This is a genomic window from Candidatus Endomicrobiellum trichonymphae (assembly GCF_002355835.1).
GTDB lineage: Bacteria > Elusimicrobiota > Endomicrobiia > Endomicrobiales > Endomicrobiaceae > Endomicrobiellum > Endomicrobiellum trichonymphae.
In genome coordinates this window covers 115132-137577 of the sequence record NZ_AP017459.1, presented here as the reverse complement: position 1 = coordinate 137577, position 22446 = coordinate 115132, and the positions used below count along the sequence as shown (strand labels likewise).

General features: G+C 40.0%; 11 protein-coding genes, 3 tRNA genes and 3 rRNA genes. 7 read left to right on the top strand and 10 right to left on the bottom strand.

Going from position 1 to position 22446, the window contains the following annotated elements:
• Positions 1 to 4: 4 nt before the first annotated feature.
• The 10 genes from rpoB to RSTT_RS00595 form a co-directional block, all read right to left on the bottom strand.
• The gene (gene rpoB / locus RSTT_RS00645; RefSeq protein ID WP_096525310.1) at positions 5 to 3778 is read right to left on the bottom strand and encodes a DNA-directed RNA polymerase subunit beta; all 3774 of its coding nucleotides are present in this window, start codon (positions 3776 to 3778) and stop codon (positions 5 to 7) included.
• A 111-nt stretch (positions 3779 to 3889) separates the two neighbouring features.
• Positions 3890 to 4270, bottom strand: coding sequence for a 50S ribosomal protein L7/L12 (gene rplL, locus RSTT_RS00640; protein ID WP_096525309.1), 381 nt, complete (start codon positions 4268 to 4270; stop codon positions 3890 to 3892).
• A 327-nt stretch (positions 4271 to 4597) separates the two neighbouring features.
• The gene (gene rplJ, locus RSTT_RS00635; RefSeq protein ID WP_096525308.1) at positions 4598 to 5113 is read right to left on the bottom strand and encodes a 50S ribosomal protein L10; all 516 of its coding nucleotides are present in this window, start codon (positions 5111 to 5113) and stop codon (positions 4598 to 4600) included.
• Positions 5114 to 5389: 276 nt separating this feature from the next.
• Positions 5390 to 5506 (bottom strand): 5S ribosomal RNA (gene rrf / locus RSTT_RS00630).
• 308 nt (positions 5507 to 5814) lie between these two features.
• A 23S ribosomal RNA gene (locus RSTT_RS00625) occupies positions 5815 to 8697 on the bottom strand.
• A gap of 324 nt (positions 8698 to 9021) precedes the next feature.
• Positions 9022 to 9094: transfer RNA gene (locus RSTT_RS00620), tRNA-Ala, on the bottom strand.
• A 59-nt stretch (positions 9095 to 9153) separates the two neighbouring features.
• Positions 9154 to 9227, bottom strand: a tRNA-Ile gene (locus RSTT_RS00615).
• 158 nt (positions 9228 to 9385) lie between these two features.
• Positions 9386 to 10906, bottom strand: a 16S ribosomal RNA gene (locus RSTT_RS00610).
• Together the 16S, 23S and 5S rRNA genes with 2 tRNA genes alongside form the textbook arrangement of a ribosomal RNA operon.
• A 961-nt stretch (positions 10907 to 11867) precedes the next feature.
• Positions 11868 to 12155, bottom strand: coding sequence for a radical SAM protein (locus RSTT_RS00600; RefSeq protein ID WP_096525306.1), 288 nt, complete (start codon positions 12153 to 12155; stop codon positions 11868 to 11870).
• Positions 12156 to 12775: 620 nt separating this feature from the next.
• A tRNA-Arg gene (locus RSTT_RS00595) sits at positions 12776 to 12847 on the bottom strand.
• 279 nt (positions 12848 to 13126) lie between these two features.
• On the opposite strand from RSTT_RS00595, the gene RSTT_RS00590 reads away from it, so the two are divergent.
• The 7 genes from RSTT_RS00590 to RSTT_RS00555 all read left to right on the top strand — a co-directional run bounded on the left by RSTT_RS00590 (position 13127) and on the right by RSTT_RS00555 (position 22395).
• On the top strand, positions 13127 to 14092 hold the full coding sequence (locus RSTT_RS00590; protein ID WP_096525305.1) for a bifunctional 4-hydroxy-2-oxoglutarate aldolase/2-dehydro-3-deoxy-phosphogluconate aldolase: 966 nt from the start codon (positions 13127 to 13129) through the stop codon (positions 14090 to 14092).
• 18 nt (positions 14093 to 14110) lie between these two features.
• A complete protein-coding gene (locus RSTT_RS00585; protein WP_096525304.1) occupies positions 14111 to 15136 on the top strand; it encodes a sugar kinase in 1026 nt (341 codons plus the stop codon).
• 7 nt (positions 15137 to 15143) lie between these two features.
• The gene (gene uxuA, locus RSTT_RS00580; protein WP_096525303.1) at positions 15144 to 16238 is read left to right on the top strand and encodes a mannonate dehydratase; all 1095 of its coding nucleotides are present in this window, start codon (positions 15144 to 15146) and stop codon (positions 16236 to 16238) included.
• The gene (locus RSTT_RS00575) at positions 16225 to 17058 is read left to right on the top strand and encodes an SDR family oxidoreductase (RefSeq protein ID WP_015423080.1); all 834 of its coding nucleotides are present in this window, start codon (positions 16225 to 16227) and stop codon (positions 17056 to 17058) included. Before uxuA ends, RSTT_RS00575 begins: the two co-directional genes overlap by 14 nt.
• 21 nt (positions 17059 to 17079) lie before the next feature.
• Positions 17080 to 18486, top strand: a complete 1407-nt coding sequence (uxaC, locus tag RSTT_RS00570; RefSeq protein WP_096525302.1) for a glucuronate isomerase — start codon at positions 17080 to 17082, stop codon at positions 18484 to 18486.
• A 61-nt stretch (positions 18487 to 18547) separates the two neighbouring features.
• Positions 18548 to 19966 (top strand): MFS transporter, encoded by a 1419-nt coding sequence (locus RSTT_RS00565; protein WP_096525301.1) that lies wholly within the window; start codon positions 18548 to 18550, stop codon positions 19964 to 19966.
• Between the two features lie 1205 nt (positions 19967 to 21171).
• Complete coding sequence (locus RSTT_RS00555; RefSeq protein ID WP_015423077.1) at positions 21172 to 22395, top strand: M16 family metallopeptidase; 1224 nt, start codon at positions 21172 to 21174, stop codon at positions 22393 to 22395.
• The last annotated feature ends 51 nt before the right edge of the window (positions 22396 to 22446 follow it).

Sequence of the window (22446 nt, the reverse complement as noted above, 5' to 3'; positions counted from 1 at the left end):
ACCATTATTTTTTATCGACACCTTTCATTTTCTCATGGTTATCCTTCTGGCGTTTGCCGTTGAAAAGCTCAACGTTAAGGGCTAAAGACTTAAGCTCACTTACCAAAACTTTAAACGATTCAGGAACGCCGGGTTTGGATATCGACTCGCCTTTTATGATTGAGTCATACATTTTCACTCTTCCTTCAACATCATCAGACTTTACGGTTAAAAATTCCTGCAGTATATGAGCTGCACCGTAACCTTCTATAGCCCATACTTCCATTTCTCCAAACCTCTGTCCACCAAACTGTGCTTTTCCGCCCAGAGGCTGCCGAGTAATAAGAGAGTAAGGACCGGTAGATCTTGCATGCATCTTATCTTCCACAAGATGATTGAGCTTCATAACGTACATAACACCTATCGTTACTTTTTCCATAAACGGCTCGCCGGTTCTTCCATCATAAAGCTTAATTTTACAGTCGCTCGTCGGCAGACTTTCATCGGCAAACTTACTCAAAGATTCTTCAAGTTCTACACCTTCTAACCCGTGATCAATCAGCAGTTTTTTCTTTTTATCCAATATTTTAGCTTTAGCCTTTTCTACATAATCTTTTATCTGTTCCTCGCTCGCACCGTCAAATACGGGTGTTATCATCTGCACTCCAAGCTCTTTTCCGGACCATCCCAGCATAATTTCGAGAAGCTGTCCCACATTCATACGCGAAGGAATTGCAAGCGGCGAAAGAACGCAGTCAACCGGCGTTCCATCTGGAAGATGCGGCATATCTTCGACGGGAAGTATTCTTGCAACAACACCTTTATTTCCGTGTCTTCCCGCAAGTTTATCGCCCACCTGAACTTTAAGTTTTGCCGCAATATAAACTTTTACCGTCTTATTTACCGAAACCGGCAGATCATCGCCTTTTTTTAATTTTTCTTTTTCAGATTCATAATTCTGTCTTAAAATTTCTTCTTTTGTCGCATAAATAGCTTCTATCTTTGCAGTTTCAGATTTCTTTGCAATTTCAAGTTGTTCTTTTTTATCTTTACAAAGTTTTGCTTTTGCCGCTTCATAAACACTGTACATTTCTTTCTGTTTTTTCTTCTTTTCTTTGTCTGTAATTTTTTCAAGTCTTATGAAAACTCTTACACCTATAACTTTACCCGATATTCCCGGCGGCACTCTAAGCGATACATCCTGCACATCTTCTGCTTTTTTGCCGAACAGCACTCTAAGCAGTCTCTCTTCGGGAGTCATCTGCTGTTCACCTTTAGGCGCCGTTTTTCCAACAAGTATATCACCTCTTTGAACCATCGACCCAACTTTAATTATTCCGTATTCATCAAGATCCAAAAGATCTTCCGCACCAACATTTGGAATATCTTTCGTTATTTCTTCAGGACGTTCTTTTGTCTCTCTTGCTTCAGTCTTAAACTCTCTGATATGAATCGAAGTAAATTTATCATCTTGTATTAATTTCTCCGACAGCAACATTGCATCTTCAAAATTATATCCATCCCATGGCATATAAGCAACCAGAATATTCTGTCCCAGAGACAACTGCCCATCGCTTGTCGCCGGACCATCTGCTATTATCTGTCCCTTTTTAACAATATCGCCCAAAGTTATCAAAGGTTTTTGGTTTATGCACGTGTCCTGATTGGAGCGCAGATATTTTTTCAATTCATATACTTCTATTTTCTTACTTTGGGAATAAATCATTATTTCATCAGAAGAAACAGACACGACTTCGCCGTCGGAGTCTGAAACTACAACCACGCCTGAATCTTCTGCAACTTTTTTTTCAATGCCGGTTGAAACCAAAGGGACTTCCGCTAACAGCAACGGCACTGCTTGCCGCTGCATATTGCAACCCATCAAAGCACGGTTGGCATCATCGTGTTCCAAAAAAGGAATCAATGCGGCTGAAATGGATATCACCTGCATAGGAGAAACATCCATATAATCAACCTTAGCGGGAGATTGAAATAAGAAATCATCCCATTTTCGTCCTTGCACCAAATCCGACAAAATATTTCCTTTGTCATCTAAAGGAGTGTTTGCCTGCGCAACAAAGAACTCATCTTCTTTATCCGCGGTCAGATATTCAATTTTGTCTGTTGCCCTGCCGTTTTTCACTTTTTTATAAGGAGTTTCTATTAAACCATAAGGATTTACACTTGCAAAAGCCGAGAGAGACGTTATTAACCCGATGTTCGGTCCTTCAGGCGTCTCAATAGGGCAAACTCTGCCGTAATGTGTATGATGAACATCTCTTACCTCAAATCCTGCCCTTTTTCTATTCAAACCACCGGGGCCCAAAGCGGAAAGTCTTCTCTTATGAGTAAGTTCTGCCAGAGGATTTATCTGGTCCATAAACTGCGAGAGCTGCGAAGTTCCGAAAAACTTTCTTATCTGGGCTATAAACTGCGTAATATTTATAAGAGATCTAGGAGTAACATTGAATTTGTCCTGATTATTCATATGCTCTCTTACAGTCCTTGCCATCTGGACAAGTCCTATTCTTATCTGGTTTTCCAGCAATTCTCCTACCGATCTCACGCGTCTGTTACCTAAATGATCTATATCGTCTAAAACTATTTTAGTAGTCTGTCCATTTTCGGTAAATTCAGTCTCTCCACTATAAAGCATCAAAAGATATTTCAGCGTCACCACTACATCTTCTTTCGTAAGAGTTCTTTTAGTTCCCGGAGGAATGTTTAAATTAAAATTCTTTTCGTAATATTTAAAAATTGGAGCAAGTTTTTTTAATATTTTATATCTTCCGATTTTAGTCAAATCGTATCTTCGGACGGATTTAAAGAGAAGTTCTTCCAAAAACACCTGTGCTCTTTCCTGTACAACAAATTCTTGAGTTTTTAAAACTTTATATATGTAATTAATAGCCTCTTTTTGGTTTTTTATAGTATCTTTCTTTAGGGTCAAAAGAATTGAAACATCTTTAAAAACCGTTACTTTAGTAAAACCCTTTGCCCAAAGTTTTTTTATAAGATCTTCTTGCAGTTCTCTTCCGGTATCCGCAATTATTTCACCCGTATTTTCGTCGGAAATATCTTCGGCAATATATTCGCCCGTAAGAGAAGTCAGAGCCGCATCCAGCGATACTTCTTTAACCTCTTTAAAGAGATTTAAAATTTCTTCGTCGGTTCTGAAACCCAGCGAACGCAGGAAAGTGGTTACAAATATTTTTCTTTTGCGGTCAATTCTAACATATAGAATACCGTTCTGATCAAATTCAAACTCAACCCATGCACCTCTGTAAGGTATCATTCTTGCAAAGTATAAAGGCTTGCCCAAAACGGTAACTCTTTTTTCTTCATCTTCTTCAAAAATTACTCCTGGAGAACGGTGAATCTGGCTTACGACGACGCGCTCCGCTCCATTTATAATAAACGTAGCCGTATCGGTCATCAAGGGAATATCTCCGAAATACACTTCTTGCTCTGAAAGTTCTTTCTCTATATCGTCTTCTTTTTTACATATAAGTCTTAACTTTACTTTCAGAGGAAGTGCATAGGTAGCATCTCTGGTAATGGACTCCTCAACAGAATATTTAGGTTCGCCAAAAGCATAAGAAACATACTCCAAAACAAGATTTCCATCGGAGTTTGTCAAGGGGAATATATCTCTGAAAGCACTTTCAAGACCTTGAAGCTTCCTTTTTTCAGGAGCAACATTCTGCTGCAAAAATTCAGAAAAAGAATCTTTCTGCATTTTCAAAAGAGGTGGTGGATCTATCGGAATTCTAATTCTTCCAAAGTTAACTTTATTCATTATTTTTCAACCTGTTTTTTTATTTATACACAAATGACAAATAAACATTTATTATACATAATAAATATCATTTGTCAAATGTTTTTTGATTCTTTAAACACTTTTTCAGGTTTACTTAAGTTCAACAGTTGCACCCACTTCGGTAAACTTTTTCTTTATTTCTTCAGCTTCGGCTTTTGCAACATTTTCTTTTACTGTTTTGGGAGCACCGTCAACAAGATCTTTTGCTTCTTTAAGCCCCAGCCCCGTAACTTCTCTTACAACTTTAATAACATTTATTTTGCTCGTACCAACGCTTCCAAGAATAACATTAAACTCTGTCTTTTCTTCTGTCGCTGCCGCCGGTGACGTCCCTGCTACGACTGCCGGCGCCGGTGCAGCTGCTGCTGATACGCCAAACTTTTCTTCTAATGCTTTTACAAGCTCTGAAAGCTCGATAACCGACATTGAAGAGATTGATTCAATTAATTGGTCTTTTGATAATCCTGCCATTATACTCTATCCTCCGATTATTGACTCTTTTTAATTTTTGTCAGTAGGCTCTCTGCTTTCTTTGCTTCTAGAGTGTCATATTTAAACTGAACTTTACAAGCCAAAGTTTTCAATCGCAGTTATTTACACCTTATTTTATGTTTACTTTCCCCTAAAGAGATTGAGAAACAAAAAAGGAACCTTCGCTTTCAAGTATAGAGAAAAGATGTCTATATCCGTTCATTTCAGCAACATCTGTTCCTTTCTTATCTCTACATTAAAACCAAGACGCTTCTTACACACACCTAATCTCTAAAAATGTGAACGGCAGTCAGAATAACTATACAATCACACCGCTTGTTTTTTAGCTACTGCATCCAACACCGTTACAAGCCCTCTGATATTTGCCGCCAACACATTCACAAAACCTGTTACAGTAGCATTCATACTGCCCAACATTCTCGCGATAAGCACTTCTTTTGAAGGAAGCGCCGCGAGCTGCTCAACGACTGCCACGTTGACAAACTTTCCTTCTAGAAAACCTGATTTGATCTTCAACTTTGCGTGCGTTTTTGCAAATTCCACAACGACTTTTGCCGGAGATATAATATCTCCGCTTTCAATGACAAGAGCCGTAGATCCCGAAAAATTTTCACATGCTTCAATGCCGGTTCCATTAAACGCTATTTTACTCAAAGTATTCTTAACAACAACATATTCGCTGCCAAATGGGCGAAGTTTCAAACGAAGATCTGAAATCTCTTCCACCGTAAGACCGCGGTATTCTGTTAATATCAAACCTTCCATGTCTTTAAATTTTTCAGTTAAACTTTTTACAATTTCCTGATTTTTCACATTCGGCATACTTTACTCCCTGTACTACATCTTGCATATAACAAAAAAACTTCCCGCGAGAGAAGTTTAGATTCAAAACAACAAATTCTTCGTCTCGGTAAGAAAAGGACTTATCATCTTTTTTAATATCTTGCAATATCTTACTGTCTTTGACTTTATATTTTTTTATAAGCCATGCTAATTATTCAGATTTTTCAGGACTGCATATTTATAATTGTATAAGTATAAATAATAATATACAGAAAAATCTTTCCCCACAAAATAAAATCTGCTGAGTGAAGTTTAATCCGGCAGCGACCTACTCTTCCAGGACCCTGCGGTCCAAGTACCATCGGCCCTGATGGGCTTAACTTCCGAGTTCGGAATGGGATCGGGTGTGACACCATCGGAATAACCACCGGAAAAATTTTATTTAAAGATCATTTAAAGATCACATCAAAAACTTAATAATGTTTTATCATGCTGAAAAGATGGGTTTTTAAAGAATAATTTTTTAAAATAATAAAAATCAGAATTCTCAATAACGACAAAACCGCCCCGTCTTTTGCAACGACAAAATATAAGATAAATCTGCATCGACAAATTCAATCACTTTTTGTACGAAATATTTATTGTTCAGGGAAATATCAGCAACAATTTATAAAACAGAAAACTCCACTGAATAAAAAAGTTTTGAACGTAAAAGGTAAAGTACAAAAAGATTAGAAAATGCGACCAAGCCGAACGGGCAATTAGTACTGGTTAGCTACATACATTACTGTACTTCCACTTCCAGCCTATCAAACTTGTAGTCTACAAGTGCCCTTCAGGGAAACCTTATCTTGAGGCGAGTTTCACACTTAATATGCTTTCAGTGTTTATCTCATCCATACTTGGCTACTCGGCAATGCTCCTGGCGGAACAACCGAAACACCAGAGGTATGTTCATTCCGGTCCTCTCGTACTAAGAACGAGTCCTCTCAAGTTTCCTGCGCCCACGGTAGATAGAGACCGTACTGTCTCACGACGTACTGAACCCAGCTCGCGTACCCCTTTAATTGGCGAACAGCCAAACCCTTGGGACCTACTCCAGCCCCAGGATGGGATGAGCCGACATCGAGGTGCCAAACTTTCTCGTCGATATGGACTCTCGGAGAAAATAAGCCTGTTATCCCCGGGGTAGCTTTTATTCGTTGAGCGACGGCAATTCCACACTAAACCGCCGGATCACTAGTTCCTGCTTTCGCATCTGCTCGACTTGTTTGTCTTGCAGTTAAGCACCCTTCTACACTTGCGCTCTATAGACCATTTCTATTGGTCCTGAGGGTACCTTTGAACGCCTCCGTTACTATTTAGGAGGCAACCGCCCCAGTTAAACTGCCCACTTAGCCATGTTCTCCCTGTCGATTCAAACATAGGAGTTAGAACCACAGAACTAAAAGAGCGGTATTTCACATTGCCCCTCAGCACAGCCCAAAAGCTGTGCTTCAAAGGGTCCCGCTTATTCTACGCATTTACTTCCATAATTCAAGACTAAGATACAGTAAAGCTCCACGGGGTCTTTTCGTCTAGCCGCAGGCAACCCGCGTCTTCACGGGTACCACAATTTCGCCGAGTCTTTCGTTGAGACAGTGCCCTCTTTGTTACGCCATTCGTGCAGGTCGGAACTTACCCGACAAGGAATTTCGCTACCTTAGGACCGTTATAGTTACGGCCGCCGTTTACTGGGGCTTAAGTTCAGAGCTTTACTTGCGTTAACTCCTCCCCTTGACCTTCCAGCACCGGGCAGGCGTCAGACCCTATACATCATCTTGTGATTTCAGCAGAGTCCTGTGTTTTTGTTAAACAGTCACGAGGGCCATTTCACTGCGACCTGTGTTGCCACAGGCACCCCTTATCCCGAAGTTACGGGGCCAATATGCCGAGTTCCTAAACGAAAGTTATCTCGCGCGCCTTAGGATTCTCACCCCACCTACGTGTGTCCGTTTGCGGTACGTTTACCTCTAGCACAGGTGTTTGGGTTTTTCTTGACTTTCCATACAGTCAGTTCCCCAAGTTGTCTTAGGTCCTCCCCCTCACGGAGCAACATCCACTTCCAATCGGATGATGACTTACTGAAAAGCGTAGCCAAACACATTATGCGCACCAAAGATAGTTCCGGAATATTAACCGGATACCCATCGCCTACGTCTTTTGACCTCGGCTTAGGATCGACTAACCCTGAGCAGACGAACTTTACTCAAGGAAACCTTAGGTTTTCGGCGGAGAGGATTTTCACCTCTCTTATCGCTACTTATTCCGACATTCTCACTTCCTGCAACTCCAGTACTCCTTACGGTATACCTTCAGCGCGGCAGGAACGCTCCTCTACCACTCTATATTGCTATAGAATCCATAATTTCGGTAATATGCTTGAGCCCCGGGTGTCTTCGGCGCAGAATCACTCGACTAGTGAGCTGTTACGCACTCTTTAAAGGATGGCTGCTTCTAAGCCAACCTCCTAGCTGTCTAAGAAATTCCACATCCTTTACCACTTAGCATATATTTAGGGACCTTAATTGATGGTCTGGGCTGTTTCCCTTTTGCACGTGAAGCTTATCCCACACGTACTGACTCCGGAGAAATACGCCAGAGAATTCGGAGTTTGGTTAGCATTGCAAAGTGGGTTACACCCGCTAAACTATCCAGTGCTCTACCTCTCTGGTTTAACGCTCCAGGCTAGTCCAAAAACTATTTCGAGGAGAACCAGCTATCACCAAGTTAGATTGGCCTTTCACCCCTATACCCAGCTCATGCAAGACCTTTTCAACGGTCGACGCTTCGAGCCTCCTCCCCTGATTAAAGGAGATTCACTCTGTCCAGGCATAGATCACTTGGCTTCGGGTCTAATGATAGATACTCTATTCGCCCTTTCAGACTTGCTTTCGCTACGGCTGCTTAATATGCAATAAACATAATAATTAACCTTGCATCTACCAATAACTCGCCGGATCATTCTTCAACAGGCACGCTCTCAGCCATTCCGGTCACTTGCGCTTCCGACATAAGCCTCGAACTGCTTGTATGCATACGGTTTCAGGTTCTATTTCACTCCGTTTCCACGGTTCTTTTCACCTTTCCCTCACGGTACTGGTTCACTATCGGTCTAAGACTTGTATTTAGCCTTGGAGGGTGGTCCCCCCTGATTCCCGCTGGATTTCACGTGTCCGACGGTACTTAGGATACCGCTTCGAGTCAAAAAACTTTCACTTACAGGACTTTCACCTTCTATGGTCGGATTTTCCAAACCGTTTAATTAGTTTTTTGATTGGTAACTCTACTCACGCGGTCCTGCAACCCTATTGTGTAAACACAATAGTTTAGGCTATACCGATTTCGCTCGCCACTACTTTCGGTATCTCGATTGATTTCTTTTCCTCCGGGTACTGAGATGTTTCACTTCCCCGGGTTGCCTTCCTCTCGGATACTGCAAATTACTCTGCAGTGGGTTACCCCATTCGGAAATCGCCGGATCAAAGGTTGTTTGCACCTACCCGACGCTTAACGCAGCTTACCACGTCCTTCATCGACAGTCTTAGCCAAGGCATTCACCATATGCACTTATTAGCTTGGTCACATTATCTAATCCGTTTCTTCCAAAACCTTAAATATGACTTTACAACTTCTACTTCTATTTTCAAAAATTAATTTGAAGACGCTTGATTTACCTTTACAACTATTAAGTTTTCAATGAGCTTATTGCTTAATCCTTTGCATTTATGATTCCTTTGCACGGCTTACTTCAATTAATAAGATTGCCGGTTAAGATATCCGGAGAATGACAAAAAAAGAAAAAAACATTTTTTATCATTTTACCACCATGCAAAAGCATCAGAACACAAAATACTTAGCAATTTATTGTATATTCACAGATACTAATATCTGAAATAATCTTTTTATGGAGATAGACGGATTTGAACCGACGACCTCCTGCTTGCAAAGCAGGCGCTCTCCCAGCTGAGCTATATCCCCCCCCCCCTCTTCTGCAACCTGCCGCACACTGCCTTGTATTGACACTACGCATCAGTTAGTGGGCCTATGTGGAGTTGCACCACAGACCTCACCCTTATCAGGGGTGCGCTCTGACTAACTGAGCTATAGGCCCGTTTATACAACTCACGCCCTTTAAGATATAGTCACCGACGCATAAAATAGCTTCAATAACACACAAATAAACGCCCCGCTGAATTCGACTATACAATCCAAGAATCGACCATTAACATCTCATTTTAAGTTTACTTAAAACGCATGTTTACTCCTTAAAAAGGAGGTGATCCAGCCGCACGTTCTCGTACGGCTACCTTGTTACGACTTCACCCCAATCACCAACCATAACTTAGGCGACTGCCTCCTTTCGGTTAGCCCGACGACTTCTGTTATGACTGACTTTCGTGGTGTGACGGGCGGTGTGTACAAGGCCCGGGAACGTATTCACCGCAGCCTGCTGATCTGCGATTACTAGCGATTCCTACTTCATGTGGACGAATTGCAGCCCACAATCTGAACTGGGGCCGGCTTTCAGGGATTTGCTCCACCTTACGATATTGCTGCCCTCTGTACCGGCCATTGTAGTACGTGTGTAGCCCTGGACATAAAGGACATGATGACTTGACGTCGTCCTCACCTTCCTCCATTTTATCAATGGCAGTTTCCTCAGAGACCCCGTATCGCTACAGGTAACATGGGATAAGGGTTGCGCTCGTTGCGGGACTTAACCCAACATCTCACGACACGAGCTGACGACAGCCATGCAACACCTCTGCTGACTCCCTTGCGGGTCATCACCGTTTCCGGTTTTTACCATCAGCAGTTCAAGCCCAGGTAAGGTTCTTCGCGTTGCGTCGAATTAAACCACATACTCCACCGCTTGTGCGGGCCCCCGTCAATTCCTTTGAGTTTCAACCTTGCGGCCGTACTCCCCAGGCGGTTCACTTAATGCGTTAACGTCGACGCGGAAGGGGTCGATACCTCCCACATCTAGTGAACATAGTTTACAGCTAGGACTACCAGGGTATCTAATCCTGTTTGCTACCCTAGCTTTCGTACATCAGCGTCAGTATTGGTCCAGGAGACTGCTTTCGCCATCGGTGTTCCTCCTGATATCTACGCATTTCACCGCTACACCAGGAATTCCGTCTCCCTCTCCCACACTCAAGTCGAACAGTATCCATTAGGCTTTTCTCGGTTGAGCCGGGAAATTTTACTAAAGACTTATACGACAGCCTACATACGCTTTACGCCTAGTAATTCCGAGTAACGCTCGCCACCTACGTATTACCGCGGCTGCTGGCACGTAGTTAGCCGTGGCTTTTTCTGAGGGTAATGTCATTTATTTCTTCCCCTCTAAAAGGAGTTTACAACCCGAAGGCCTTCATCCTCCACGCGGCGTCGCTGGATCAGGGTTTCCCCCATTGTCCAAAATTCCCCACTGCTGCCTCCCATAGGAGTCTGGACCGTGTCTCAGTTCCAGTGTGTCCGTTCACCCTTTAAGGACGGATACCCGTCATAGCCTTGGCGGGCCGTTACCCTGCCAACTAGCTGATAGGACGCAGGACCATCTCAAAACGCATTGCTGCTTTAACCACTATTTGATGCCAAACTGTGGTCTTATGCGGTATTGGCTCCGATTTCTCGGAAATATTCCCCATTCTGAGGGAGGTTTCCTACGTGTTACTCACCCGTTTGCCGCTAAACTCTGCGATACTCTGCAGAATCCCGCACAACTTGCATGTGTTAGGCACGCCGCTAGCGTTCACTCTGAGCCAGGATCAAACTCTCCATAAATAATTTTATAGAGTTTTTGTCAATAAGCTCATAATTATTAACACTGCTAGATGAAAATTTTTAAATTTTTCATTTGAATCAATTCTTTACAAATGACTCTTGAATTAAATGATTGCCTCTTCTGCGAGGCGCTTGTCTGCGTGTTATTTAGCTTTCAAAGAACTTTAAGAAAGAGAAAAACTCTATCTTCTTTGCTTTCCGCATTTTTAACTTTAGCAAAGGTTTCATTACATAAACATAATCAAATGATTAAACAAAATTTTTCTAAATAAGTCAAGTCCTTTTTTCTGACTTACTTTAGCTTATAATTATAATATAATATTCATATTATTTTATCAAGCACTTTGTAAACTCTTTAATAAACATATCCACACTTCAGTACTTCATCTACATTTCAATTATTTTACTATATTTACATTTTTTTGTCAAGTCACTTAGCTCAGCTATAGTGTAAAAAATTTGCTATTAAAATAAAAAGGATAGCTTTCGACGTTATAATATATTCTCGTTCCTTCTTTTTTTCTCTATATACTAAATGATAGAACATCTTATTCCCGCAATTATCAACACCCTTAGATATTTCTATCCTAAATTCTCTCGTCTTTTCTCGTTGCTTTTTAATTTCCGGCATTGTTTGTGATGCTGTCGCTACAACTCTTTCACCGACTCCCACGCTCAAATTATGCAAGGTGATCAAATTCAGTTCGGAATTGCTACAGTTTATTTTTTGCATAGATAAAATCACACTCAATGGGATATTTTGCTTCTGTTTATGACCGTTTCTTATTGTATAATTACTCAGTATATAAAAAAACCTTATTGCAAAGTCTGCAGCCAGCCGTTTTCCAGATTTAACAGTTTAAGATAACTTACCGCTTCTTCGTATTCTTCTTTGGTTAAAGAGCACGACAACTCTTTAAATTATTTGATTTATATGCCGTATGATACTGCGACATTAAACTTATAAAAGTATTTTCTGATAATTTTTTGCGATAAATTCTAAAGCTTTTTTGGTATTTTCAACATTTCCCGGTAAAACCAAATGCCTCACAATAACACCTTTCTGCGCCGCACCCTCGCTATCAACCGTTAAATCGCCGACCTGTCTTTTCATTTCTTTTAAAGCGACTCGATTTACTTCAACATAATCCTTAACTCCGGAATACTTAAAAGCTATTTCATCGTCAGAATATTTTACATCGGGAAGATATATGTCAACAGTTCCTTCTAGAAGTTCTAAAGTTTCCATATCTTCATATCCGCTGCAATTGTATATTAATAGGCACTCTTAAACCTTTTTTGTGGGCTATATATGTGGACTTTACAATCTGCGGACTATATTTGGGTAGGCGTAACAAAATTTATATTATGGACGCCTCTGTTTTGAAGATTAAGCATCATATCAACTAAGTCTTCAAAACTAACTTCTTTTCCGTTGCCAAGCTGTCTTATTGGATAATTCTGGCAAAAGACATAGTTTAAGGTACAGTTTGAAAAAAAATTGCGACTGAGCCACTGTTTACGCTTATAGACGGTTCTTCACCCATATGAACACTGCTACTTGCGACAAATATCTTATCCGCAGTTTTACAAAAACCTTTCTGACCTTTATTCCTGTTTGCACTGCATTTCCTCGGACATATAGAACGCCTAATCCATCTTTGAATAAAGCTTTTCTATATTTTTTATTGAAATCAATCATTATTTTATCACACCCTGCGGTCTCTAGGACTTTTAACCATCAATAATTTTTCGCTCTGAGTTCGTGGGATTTAAAAAAAACAATTATAGCTTGTAAAAATAAAAATAAAAATCGAAAATATAACTCATCCCTAAAAGAAATGCAAATCCGAAAACTTAAGCGACAATTACGCTCGTCCGGACTTGAACCGGAATTACCGGCTCCGGAGGCCGGCGCTCTATCCTTTAAGCTACGAGCGCAGTCTATAAACCGTTGTTAACACATTGTTGAATAATTCTACAAAATACCGCAATTGCTGACAAATTGACCGTTATTTCGCCCAACTTAAAAAAAAGGGGATAAAGAAAATCATTTTCATAAAACGGTGCTTGCATTTTTCAAATAAAAGTTATTTAACTATAATGAAAATACAGAAATTTGTCTTTTGTCCCTATCATCGTCAAGTGGATATAATCCCATGAAAAACAACAAAGATACAGAATCTCTGTACAATTATAAATCAGGAGACTTTATATATAATGAATAAATTATTAAATGAAATTTCTAATATCGGTATAGTTCCGGTTGTCGTGCTTGATGAGAGCAGCCATGCTTTGTCCCTTGCAAAAGCGCTATATGCCGGCGGATTAGAATGCGCGGAGGTAACTTTCAGAACTGCTGCTGCAGAGGAATCGATAAAAATCATTTCTAAGAAAATGCCGGAGATGCTTGTCGGCGCAGGTACGGTTTTAACCGTAGAACAGGTTGACAGAGCAATTGCTGCCGGTGCTAAATTTATAGTAAGTCCGGGACTAAACCGCGAAATTGTAAAATACTGTGTTGATAAAAATATTACGATAATTCCGGGCTGCACAACGCCGAGCGATATAGAAACCGCTCTGAGCTTAGGACTTGAAGTCGTAAAATTTTTCCCGGCGGAAGCCGCCGGCGGAATTAATATGATTAAGGCTATATCCGCACCTTACACAAGTATAAAATTTATGCCGACAGGCGGAATTAATATAAAGAATTTGAACACATATCTATCATTTAATAAAGTTATTGCCTGCGGAGGCAGCTGGATGGTCAGTAAAGAACTGCTCAAAAGCAACAACTATGAAGCCGTTACAAAACTAGCCAAAGAGGCTCTGTGCGCCATGCTTGGTTTTGAAGTACAGCACGTGGGTATTAATATGCCGGATGCAGCCGGTGCAAATAAGGCAGCCAGCGCGTTTGAGAGTCTATTTGGGTTTACAAAACAGGAACGTTCCGGATCTTTCTTTGCCGGTTCCGACATAGAGATTATGAAACAACAGTTTTTAGGCAAAAACGGGCATATCGCAGTGAGTACAAATAATGCGGCACGCGCAGTATATTATTTGCGGAGAGCCGGCGTTGTATTTAATGAAGGAACTGCTTCATACGATGAAGCGGGGAATCTGCGCATTATATATATAAAAGAGGAAATTGGGAATTTTGCCGTTCATCTCCTTCAAAAAAAATAATATAAACGGAGACTTAAAATGTCAAAAAAAATAGTAATATTTGGAGAATTAATGCTCAGGCTTGCACCGGAAGGATATTATCGTTTTTCACAAGCTAACAGATACGGCGCCACTTACGGCGGAGGCGAGGCTAATGTTGCTGTTTCTCTTGCAAATTTTGGATTAAAAGCAGCTTTTATAAGCAAAATGCCTAAGCATGAAATCGGGCAGGCAGGTATAAATTCTTTAAGAAAATACGGAGTTGATACTTCTTTTATAGCGCGCGGCGGGGATCGCGTTGGCATATACTTTTTAGAAAAAGGAGCAAGCCAGAGACCATCTAAAGTTATTTATGACAGAGTGGGATCTTCTATATCCGCGGCGTCAAAAGAAGATTTTGACTGGGATAAAATTTTTGAAGACGTGCAGTGGTTCCACTTTACAGGTATTACACCTGCATTGGGCGATAATGTCGCCGAAATATGCCTTGAAGCATGCAAATATGCCAAAGAAAAGAAAATCACTGTCAGCTGCGATTTAAATTACCGGAATAAACTCTGGTCAAAAGAGAAAGCCGGCAGAATTATGGGAGAGCTATGCAAATACGTAAACGTGTGTATAGCAAACGAAGAAGATGCGGGCGATGTATTCGGAATAAAAGCTAAACATACGGATATAGCGACTGGCAAAATTAATCATGAAGGCTATAAAGAAGTGGCGCAGGAATTAAAGACAAGATTTAATTTCTCAAAAGTGGCAATAACGCTTAGAAGCTCTATTTCCGCCAGCGATAACCGCTGGGCAGCTATGCTTTATGACGGCAAGGAATTCTTCTTCAGCAGAGAGTATCTGATACATATCATTGACCGCGTAGGCGGAGGCGATTCTTTCGGCGCTGGATTAATATATTCCTCAATAAACGACTATGCGGGTCAGAAAACAATAGAATTTGCGGTTGCCGCAAGTTGCTTAAAACACAGTATTGAAGGGGACTATAATCAGGTTTCGGTTGATGAGGTCAAAAAACTTGCTGGTGGGAATGCTTCCGGTCGTGTAGAGAGGTAACAAATACATGAAAATGACCTTCAGGTGGTACGGGGAAAACGTTGATCCCATACCGCTGAGGTATATAAGACAGATACCCGGCGTTGAAGGAATAGTATGGGCACTGCATGACATACCAGCAGGGGAATGCTGGACTGTTGAGCGCATTGAAGAAGTTAAGGCGCAAGCTGCAAAATATAACTTTAATGCTGATGTTGTTGAAAGTGTTAATGTTCACGAAGATATCAAACTTGGACTTCCTTCCCGCAAAAAATATATAGAAAATTATAAAAATACTCTTAAAAATCTCGGCAGAGCCGGCGTAAAAGTCGTATGTTACAACTTTATGCCGGTTTTTGATTGGACACGGACAGACCTGTACAAACCCCAGTCTGACGGTTCTACAGCGCTTTTTTATGAAAAAGCTAAAGTTGACAATATAAATCCGGTTAAGTTTTTAGAACAAATGTCAAAACAAGAAGGTCTTTTGACGATGCCCGGATGGGAGCCGGAAAGACTTTCAAAAATAAAAGAACTTTTTGAAGCCTATAAAGAGATAAAAGATGACGACCTTTGGGAAAATCTGAAATACTTTTTGCAGGAAATTATACCCGTCGCACAGGAAAGCGGCATAAAAATGGCCATACATCCCGACGATCCGCCGTGGAGTATATTTGGTCTTTCTCGTATAATAACCTGCAGAGACAATATCAAAAAATTTTTAAGCCTTGTTGACAATCCTTCAAACGGACTCACTTTATGCAGCGGTTCTTTAGGCTCCTGCACGAAAAATAACATTGCAGCTATAGTGCGGGAGTTCGGCGACAGGATATACTTTGCGCATATACGCAATATCCGGCATTTTAAAAACGGAGATTTTACAGAGACTTCTCACAAAACTTCCGACGGTTCTCTTGATATAACAGAAATTGTAAAGGCATACCACGATATAAATTATAAATATTATGTCCGTCCTGATCATGGACGACATATATGGGACGAAAAATGCCGACCCGGATATGGTTTATATGACAGATCTCTCGGCATAATGTACATTTTTGGATTATGGGATGCTTTTGAAAAAATATCTGCATCTAAAAGGGGGCAGTATGGAGTGGAATAAAAAGGTGGCTGTCATAACCGGTGCCGGCGGAGTGCTGCTCAGCGCCTACGCGAAAGAATTAGCTTCAAAAGGCGTTAAAACAGCCGTTCTCAGCAGAAACCTTAAAAATGCCCAGTGCACTGCAGAAGAAATTACCAGTACCGGCGGTATTGCAAAAGCATATGCCTGCGATGTGCTTGATAAAGAAAATCTTATTAAAACGGAAGAACAGATATATAAAGATTTCGGGCAGTACCATATCCTTATAAACGGCGCCGGCGGCAATATGCCAAATGCCAATACTACAAATGAAATTTTTAACCCCAAAGATTTGAATAATCCGAACGTCTGTTCTTTTTTTGATTTAGATTCAAAAGAGATAGAAAAAGTTTTCTCACTAAATTTTATGGGTACGTTTCTTGTCTCTCAAATTTTTACAAAACGCATGCTCGGCACAAAGGGAGCTGTCATTATAAATTTTTCAAGTATGGCAGCTCAGAGTCCTATGACAAAAGTTCTCGGTTATGCCGCGGCAAAAGCGGCAATTGACAATTTTACGAAGTGGCTTGCGGTACATTTTGCAGAACAAGGCCTGCGCGTAAACGCCGTTGCACCCGGATTCTTCCTTACAAATCAAAACAAATCGCTTTTGACAAACACTGACGGCTCGCTTACATCACGATCACATAAAATTATCACACATACGCCAATGAGACGTTTCGGCGAAGCGCGTGATTTATTCGGCGCGCTTTCATGGCTTTGCGACGAAGAAGCATCCGGTTTCGTCACAGGCAGCATTATCGCGGTTGACGGTGGTTTTCAGGCATATTCAGGCGTATAAAAATAAAACCCGGAGAAAATTATGAAAAAGTTCCTTGATAAAGATTTTTTACTTTCTACGGAAGCGGCAAAAGAACTTTTCCACAAATATGCGGAAAAAAAGCCTATTCTGGATTACCACTGCCACATTAATCCTGAAGAGATTGCTAAGGACAGACAGTTTGAAAATATAAGCCAGCTCTGGCTCGGCTCAGACCATTATAAATGGCGTCAAATGCGCTCCTGCGGTGTGGAAGAAAAGTACATAACCGGTAACGCATCAGACAGTGAAAAATTCCAGAAATGGGCTGAAACTCTTGAGAAAGCAATAGGAAATCCTCTTTATCACTGGAGTCATCTTGAACTCAGGAGATATTTCGGCTATGAAGGCGTTTTAAACGGCGAAACTGCAAAGGAAGTGTGGACAATTTGTAACGAAAAACTTCAGGAAAAGTCTATGTCTGCGCGCTCTATGATAAAACAGTCCAGCGTTACGCTTATATGCACTACGGACGATCCTGTTGACAATCTTGAATGGCACAAGAAAATTAAAGAAGAGGAATCTTTTGACGTGCAGGTTCTTCCCACATGGCGTCCGGACAGAGCGCTGAATATAGAAAAACCGGGGTTTAAAGATTACATCGCACGTTTTTCAGAAGTAAGCGACGTTAATATTACTTCTTTTAAGACTATGAAAGAGGCTTTCCGGAAAAGACTTGGGTTCTTTATATCCTCAGGCTGTCGCACAACAGACCATGCTCCTGAATATATTATGTACGTCCCGTCTTCCGATAAGGAAGTAGAAACAATATTTGACAAAAGATTAAGTGGAGTCGCTCTTAGTAAAGAAGAGGAATTAAAATATAAAACCGCTTTTATGCTTTTTGCCGGAGGGGAGTACTCCAAAAATGACCTTGTAATGGAACTGCACTACGGGTGCAAACGAAACAATAATACGCTCGTGTTTGATAAACTCGGTCCGGATACCGGACATGACTGTATAGACAATTTTGCTCCCGGTGCACAGTTATCGAATTTTCTCGATGCTCTTGACTCTGCTGGACAGCTGCCACGGACGATAATATACAGCCTCAATCCCAATGACAATGCTGTTATAGGCACCATACTGGGCTGCTTTCAGGATAGTTCGGCTTTAAGCAAGATACAGCAGGGTGCTGCATGGTGGTTTAACGATCACAAACCCGGCATAACGGAACAGCTTACTTCTCTTGCCAATTTAGGTATTTTAAGCAACTTTGTAGGCATGCTTACCGATTCACGCAGTTTCCTGTCTTATACAAGGCATGAATATTTCAGACGTATTCTCTGCGATTTGATAGGTAGCTGGGTTGAAAACGGCGAATATCCCTACGATGTCAAAATACTTTCCAAAATAGTTTCCGATATTTCTTATGACAACGCCGTGCGTTATTTTAAATTTAAGCTTTGATTTCTAATATTTTCTTACTATCGCAGGTAAAGGAATTACTTTTTAAGATAGGAGATCATAAATGGCACAAAATGAAACTCTTTCCGACGCCGGTACAACCAATCAAAAAATGACTAATTACAGATGGACTATCTGTGCATTGCTTTTTTTTGCCACCACGATAAATTATGTAGATAGGCAGGTCTTAAGCCTGCTGCAGCCGTATTTGTCGGAAAAGTTTCACTGGACTTACAGCGATTATGCTAACATTACTTCAGCTTTTCAGTTTTGTTACGCTATAGCCCTGCTTTTTGCAGGCAGGTTTATAGACCGGCTCGGCACTAAAAAAGGCTACGCATGGGCATTAATATTATGGTCAATAGGCTCTATGATACACGCTTTTGCAAACGGCATAGGCAACGCATTGTCACCTTTGCTTTCCGTTTTCGGCATAGTGATGATGCCAGTGTCTGTAGTAGGTTTCATATTTGCGCGTTTTGTACTGGGCGTAGGCGAATCTGGAAATTTCCCCTCAGCTATTAAAACAACAGCCGAATGGTTTCCTAAAAAAGAACGTTCCTTTGCGACAGGCATTTTCAATTCCGGCGCTAATATCGGAGCTGTTGTTGCACCGCTCAGCGTGCCTCTTATAGCAGAATACTTTGGCTGGGAATACGCATTCATTATAGTAGGGGCAACAGGATTTTTATGGATAGTCTTTTGGAAATACTACTATGACAGTCCAGAAAAACTTTTGAAAAAAAGGAAAATAAACAAAGCCGAGTATAACTATATACACAGCGATACGAAAGAACAACCTGTTGAAAATGATGTCAAAGAGAAAAGCAGCAAAAACAAAGTCCGCTGGTTTCGTCTTCTCGCATACAGACAGACTTGGTCTTTTGTCATAGGCAAATTTTTTACAGATTGCGTTTGGTGGTTTTTTTTATTTTGGCTACCGGTTTTCCTTAAATCATACTATGGTATGGCAGGTACGCAGCTTATGATGCCTCTTGCGGTGCTGTACACTATGACGATGATGGGCAGCATAGGCGGAGGATGGTTGCCCGCTTATTTTGTCAATAAGGGTATGAATATGTATCCTGCCCGCATGGCAGCTATGATTGTCATAGCAATATTCCCCCTTGTAGTGCTGTTAGCGCAGCCGTTAAGCAGTATCAGCTATTGGTGGCCTATTTTGCTGATAGGAATCGGAACATCGGCTCACCAAGCATGGTCGGCAAACCTTTTTACTACAGTGTCAGATATGTTTCCTAAAAAAGTTGTAGCTTCAGTAACCGGCATCGGCGGAATGGCAGGCAGTATCAGCGGCGTAATTATTTCCAAAGCCGGCGGCTGGCTGTTTGATCATTACAGCACATTAGGACATATTGAGACAGGATATACTATAATGTTTGCTTTTTGCGCAATTGCCTATTTGTTGGCATGGTGTATAATGAAACTGCTCGTTCCTAAGTTTAAACCTATAACAGATATATAGATGACAATCAATGCTCAAGATTTTTTTGTAGTTTTTCATAAAACTGAAGCGTATTTTCAGAATTAAAAATTGTCAAGTTTTCAGAGGCATTATAAACTTGATTAAATTTAGAGTTGTTAAAAGTTTGCAGTCGCTAATTATTTTCAAAGCAGTAAAAAAATTTATATTGTCATGTTGTGTCATGCCTCATCTTTTTCTGTTTTAGCGGGTGTGCAGATATAAAAAATAATACCCGGTTTGCAGATTAACTATAGTATTATATCCAGAAAACAACTTACGCATAACACTTTACAAAAACAATACGATATAGCGGTTAATAAAAAATTCTTATACCCGACATCAAAATTTTTGTCAAGTCAACAAAAAATTAGATTGCTGCTGAAAAATTAGAGGAACAGACATTAATTAACGAAAAAGAAAAAGCTTGTCCAATTAGAATATCTTGAAGAATGCTTTTAGACTGGAAAGAAACTTTAAAAGATGATACTATTGATCTTGCATTGAGAGAAATATATAAAATCTCCTTTTAACTTTCACGTCAAAAGGCTGAATCTATAAAGAAAAGCAGTTCTCTTTTACGATTATGTCTCCTATATTCCCTCGTTTTTACAGTAGTTTTTTGACAAATTATAATATACATTATTTTTCACAACGCTCCCCTTACGATAACTACAGGAAAGATATAAAGGCTGTGCTCTCTCACATGATAAAGCTGTTTTTTTCGTTAAAATGTAATTATGATAATATCGCGAAAAAAATAAAAATCTTAAAGTCCGACGGAATAAATTTCTCATCAGCTTGAAATGGTGCATATTTATATCTAACTGCTACAAGAATCTAATTGAGAGTCTGACGCTAATCTGTCTAAAAAGAGTTTCTCCTAAAAATAAGAATATGCGTTTGTCATAGATAAAACCTTTAACCGTTTCTGAGGAGTTGAACAGCAAGAAAAAAATAAAGAACTTTCCCGATTGCGCGACGATGATTTGCATTGAAAAAACAAAACTGTTAAAATTCTTCAGATTAAATCCCTGTTTTTGTGCAATATTTCCGCTGATATCCATGCAAAAATTGCTAAAATATATACATCTTTAAACCTATATAAAATAAATACAAGGTCTTTTAGTTCCAGAACAAAAGATATATAAATGTCTTTAAAAAAACATTTTCTTATTTAAAGTGCTGTTTAAAATGGAGCAAAAACTGTGAAATACGAAAACGGACTTACGTCTATTTTAATAAACAATAAAAATACTCTGACGGCAACAGCAATTGTTTTTGTAAGAGTGGGTTCCGTTGACGAAAAACCGTTTCAGTCGGGACTGTCCCACTTTTTAGAACATTTGATGTTTAAAGGCAGTAAAAATTACAGAGGGGATTTAATGGGCAGAAATGTTGAAAATATGGGCGGATATATAAACGCTGCTACCGCAAAAGAATTTACAATGTACTATATAAATATACAAAAAGACGGATTGGGAGAAAGTATAAAAATGCTTGCGGACGCTATGCAAAACCCGCTTTTCCCGCAGGATGAAATTGACAGAGAAAGAAAAGTTGTAATTGAAGAAATCCAAAGACATTCTGATAATCCCGCAGCTGTTATTTATGAAAAGTTTTATGAAACTGTTTATGAAGCAAGCGCGCTGAAAAACAGCATTATAGGAACACCGCAGGTTGTTGCAAATGTTTCGAGAGAAGAAATATACGGTTATTACAAAACTCATTATATTCCGGCAAAAATGATTGTTGTTGTATCGGGAAATTTTGATGAAACCGCCGTAGAGAAACTTATCGGCGAAACTTTCGGAAAATTTGAGGAGCAGTCTGCGTCTCCGGATCCGATGCTTTTTGAAAAAGTCCATGACGGAAAAGATATAATTGAATACGGAAAAGTTGAAACGGGATATATGCTTACCGGATTTCTAGGACCTGCTATAAATGAGGAAGATATCTATACTGCAGACACGGCTGTAAATATCTTGGGCAGCGGAAAAAGTTCAAGACTGTATAAAGCGCTGTATGAAAAAAAACATCTTGTATATTCGACAGATTCTTACTTTATGACTGAAAAAGGAACTGGAAATATCTGTATCATATCTGTTTTTGATTCTAAAAATCTCAAAAAAATAAAAGATGAAATCAAAAAACAAATTGAATATATTATCGACGGCGGTATTGCGGAAGAAGAATTAAATAGAGCAACACTTTCAATAAAAACAAACTGGAATTTTTCCCTTGAAACTCCTTTTGGCACCGCCGATAACATCGGGTACTGGCACTTAATGGACAATCCTAAATTTGTAACGGAACATATGAAAAAAATAGAAAGTATGACAGTCAGCGATATCATCAATTTCTTCAAGAAATACTATTCTCCCGCAACAGTTTCCAATATAGCATTATTGCCTTCAGCAGCAACTGTCTAAAGCCAGAAATAAATGAAAATACGCTTTTGCTTTGATTGACAATTTTGCTTA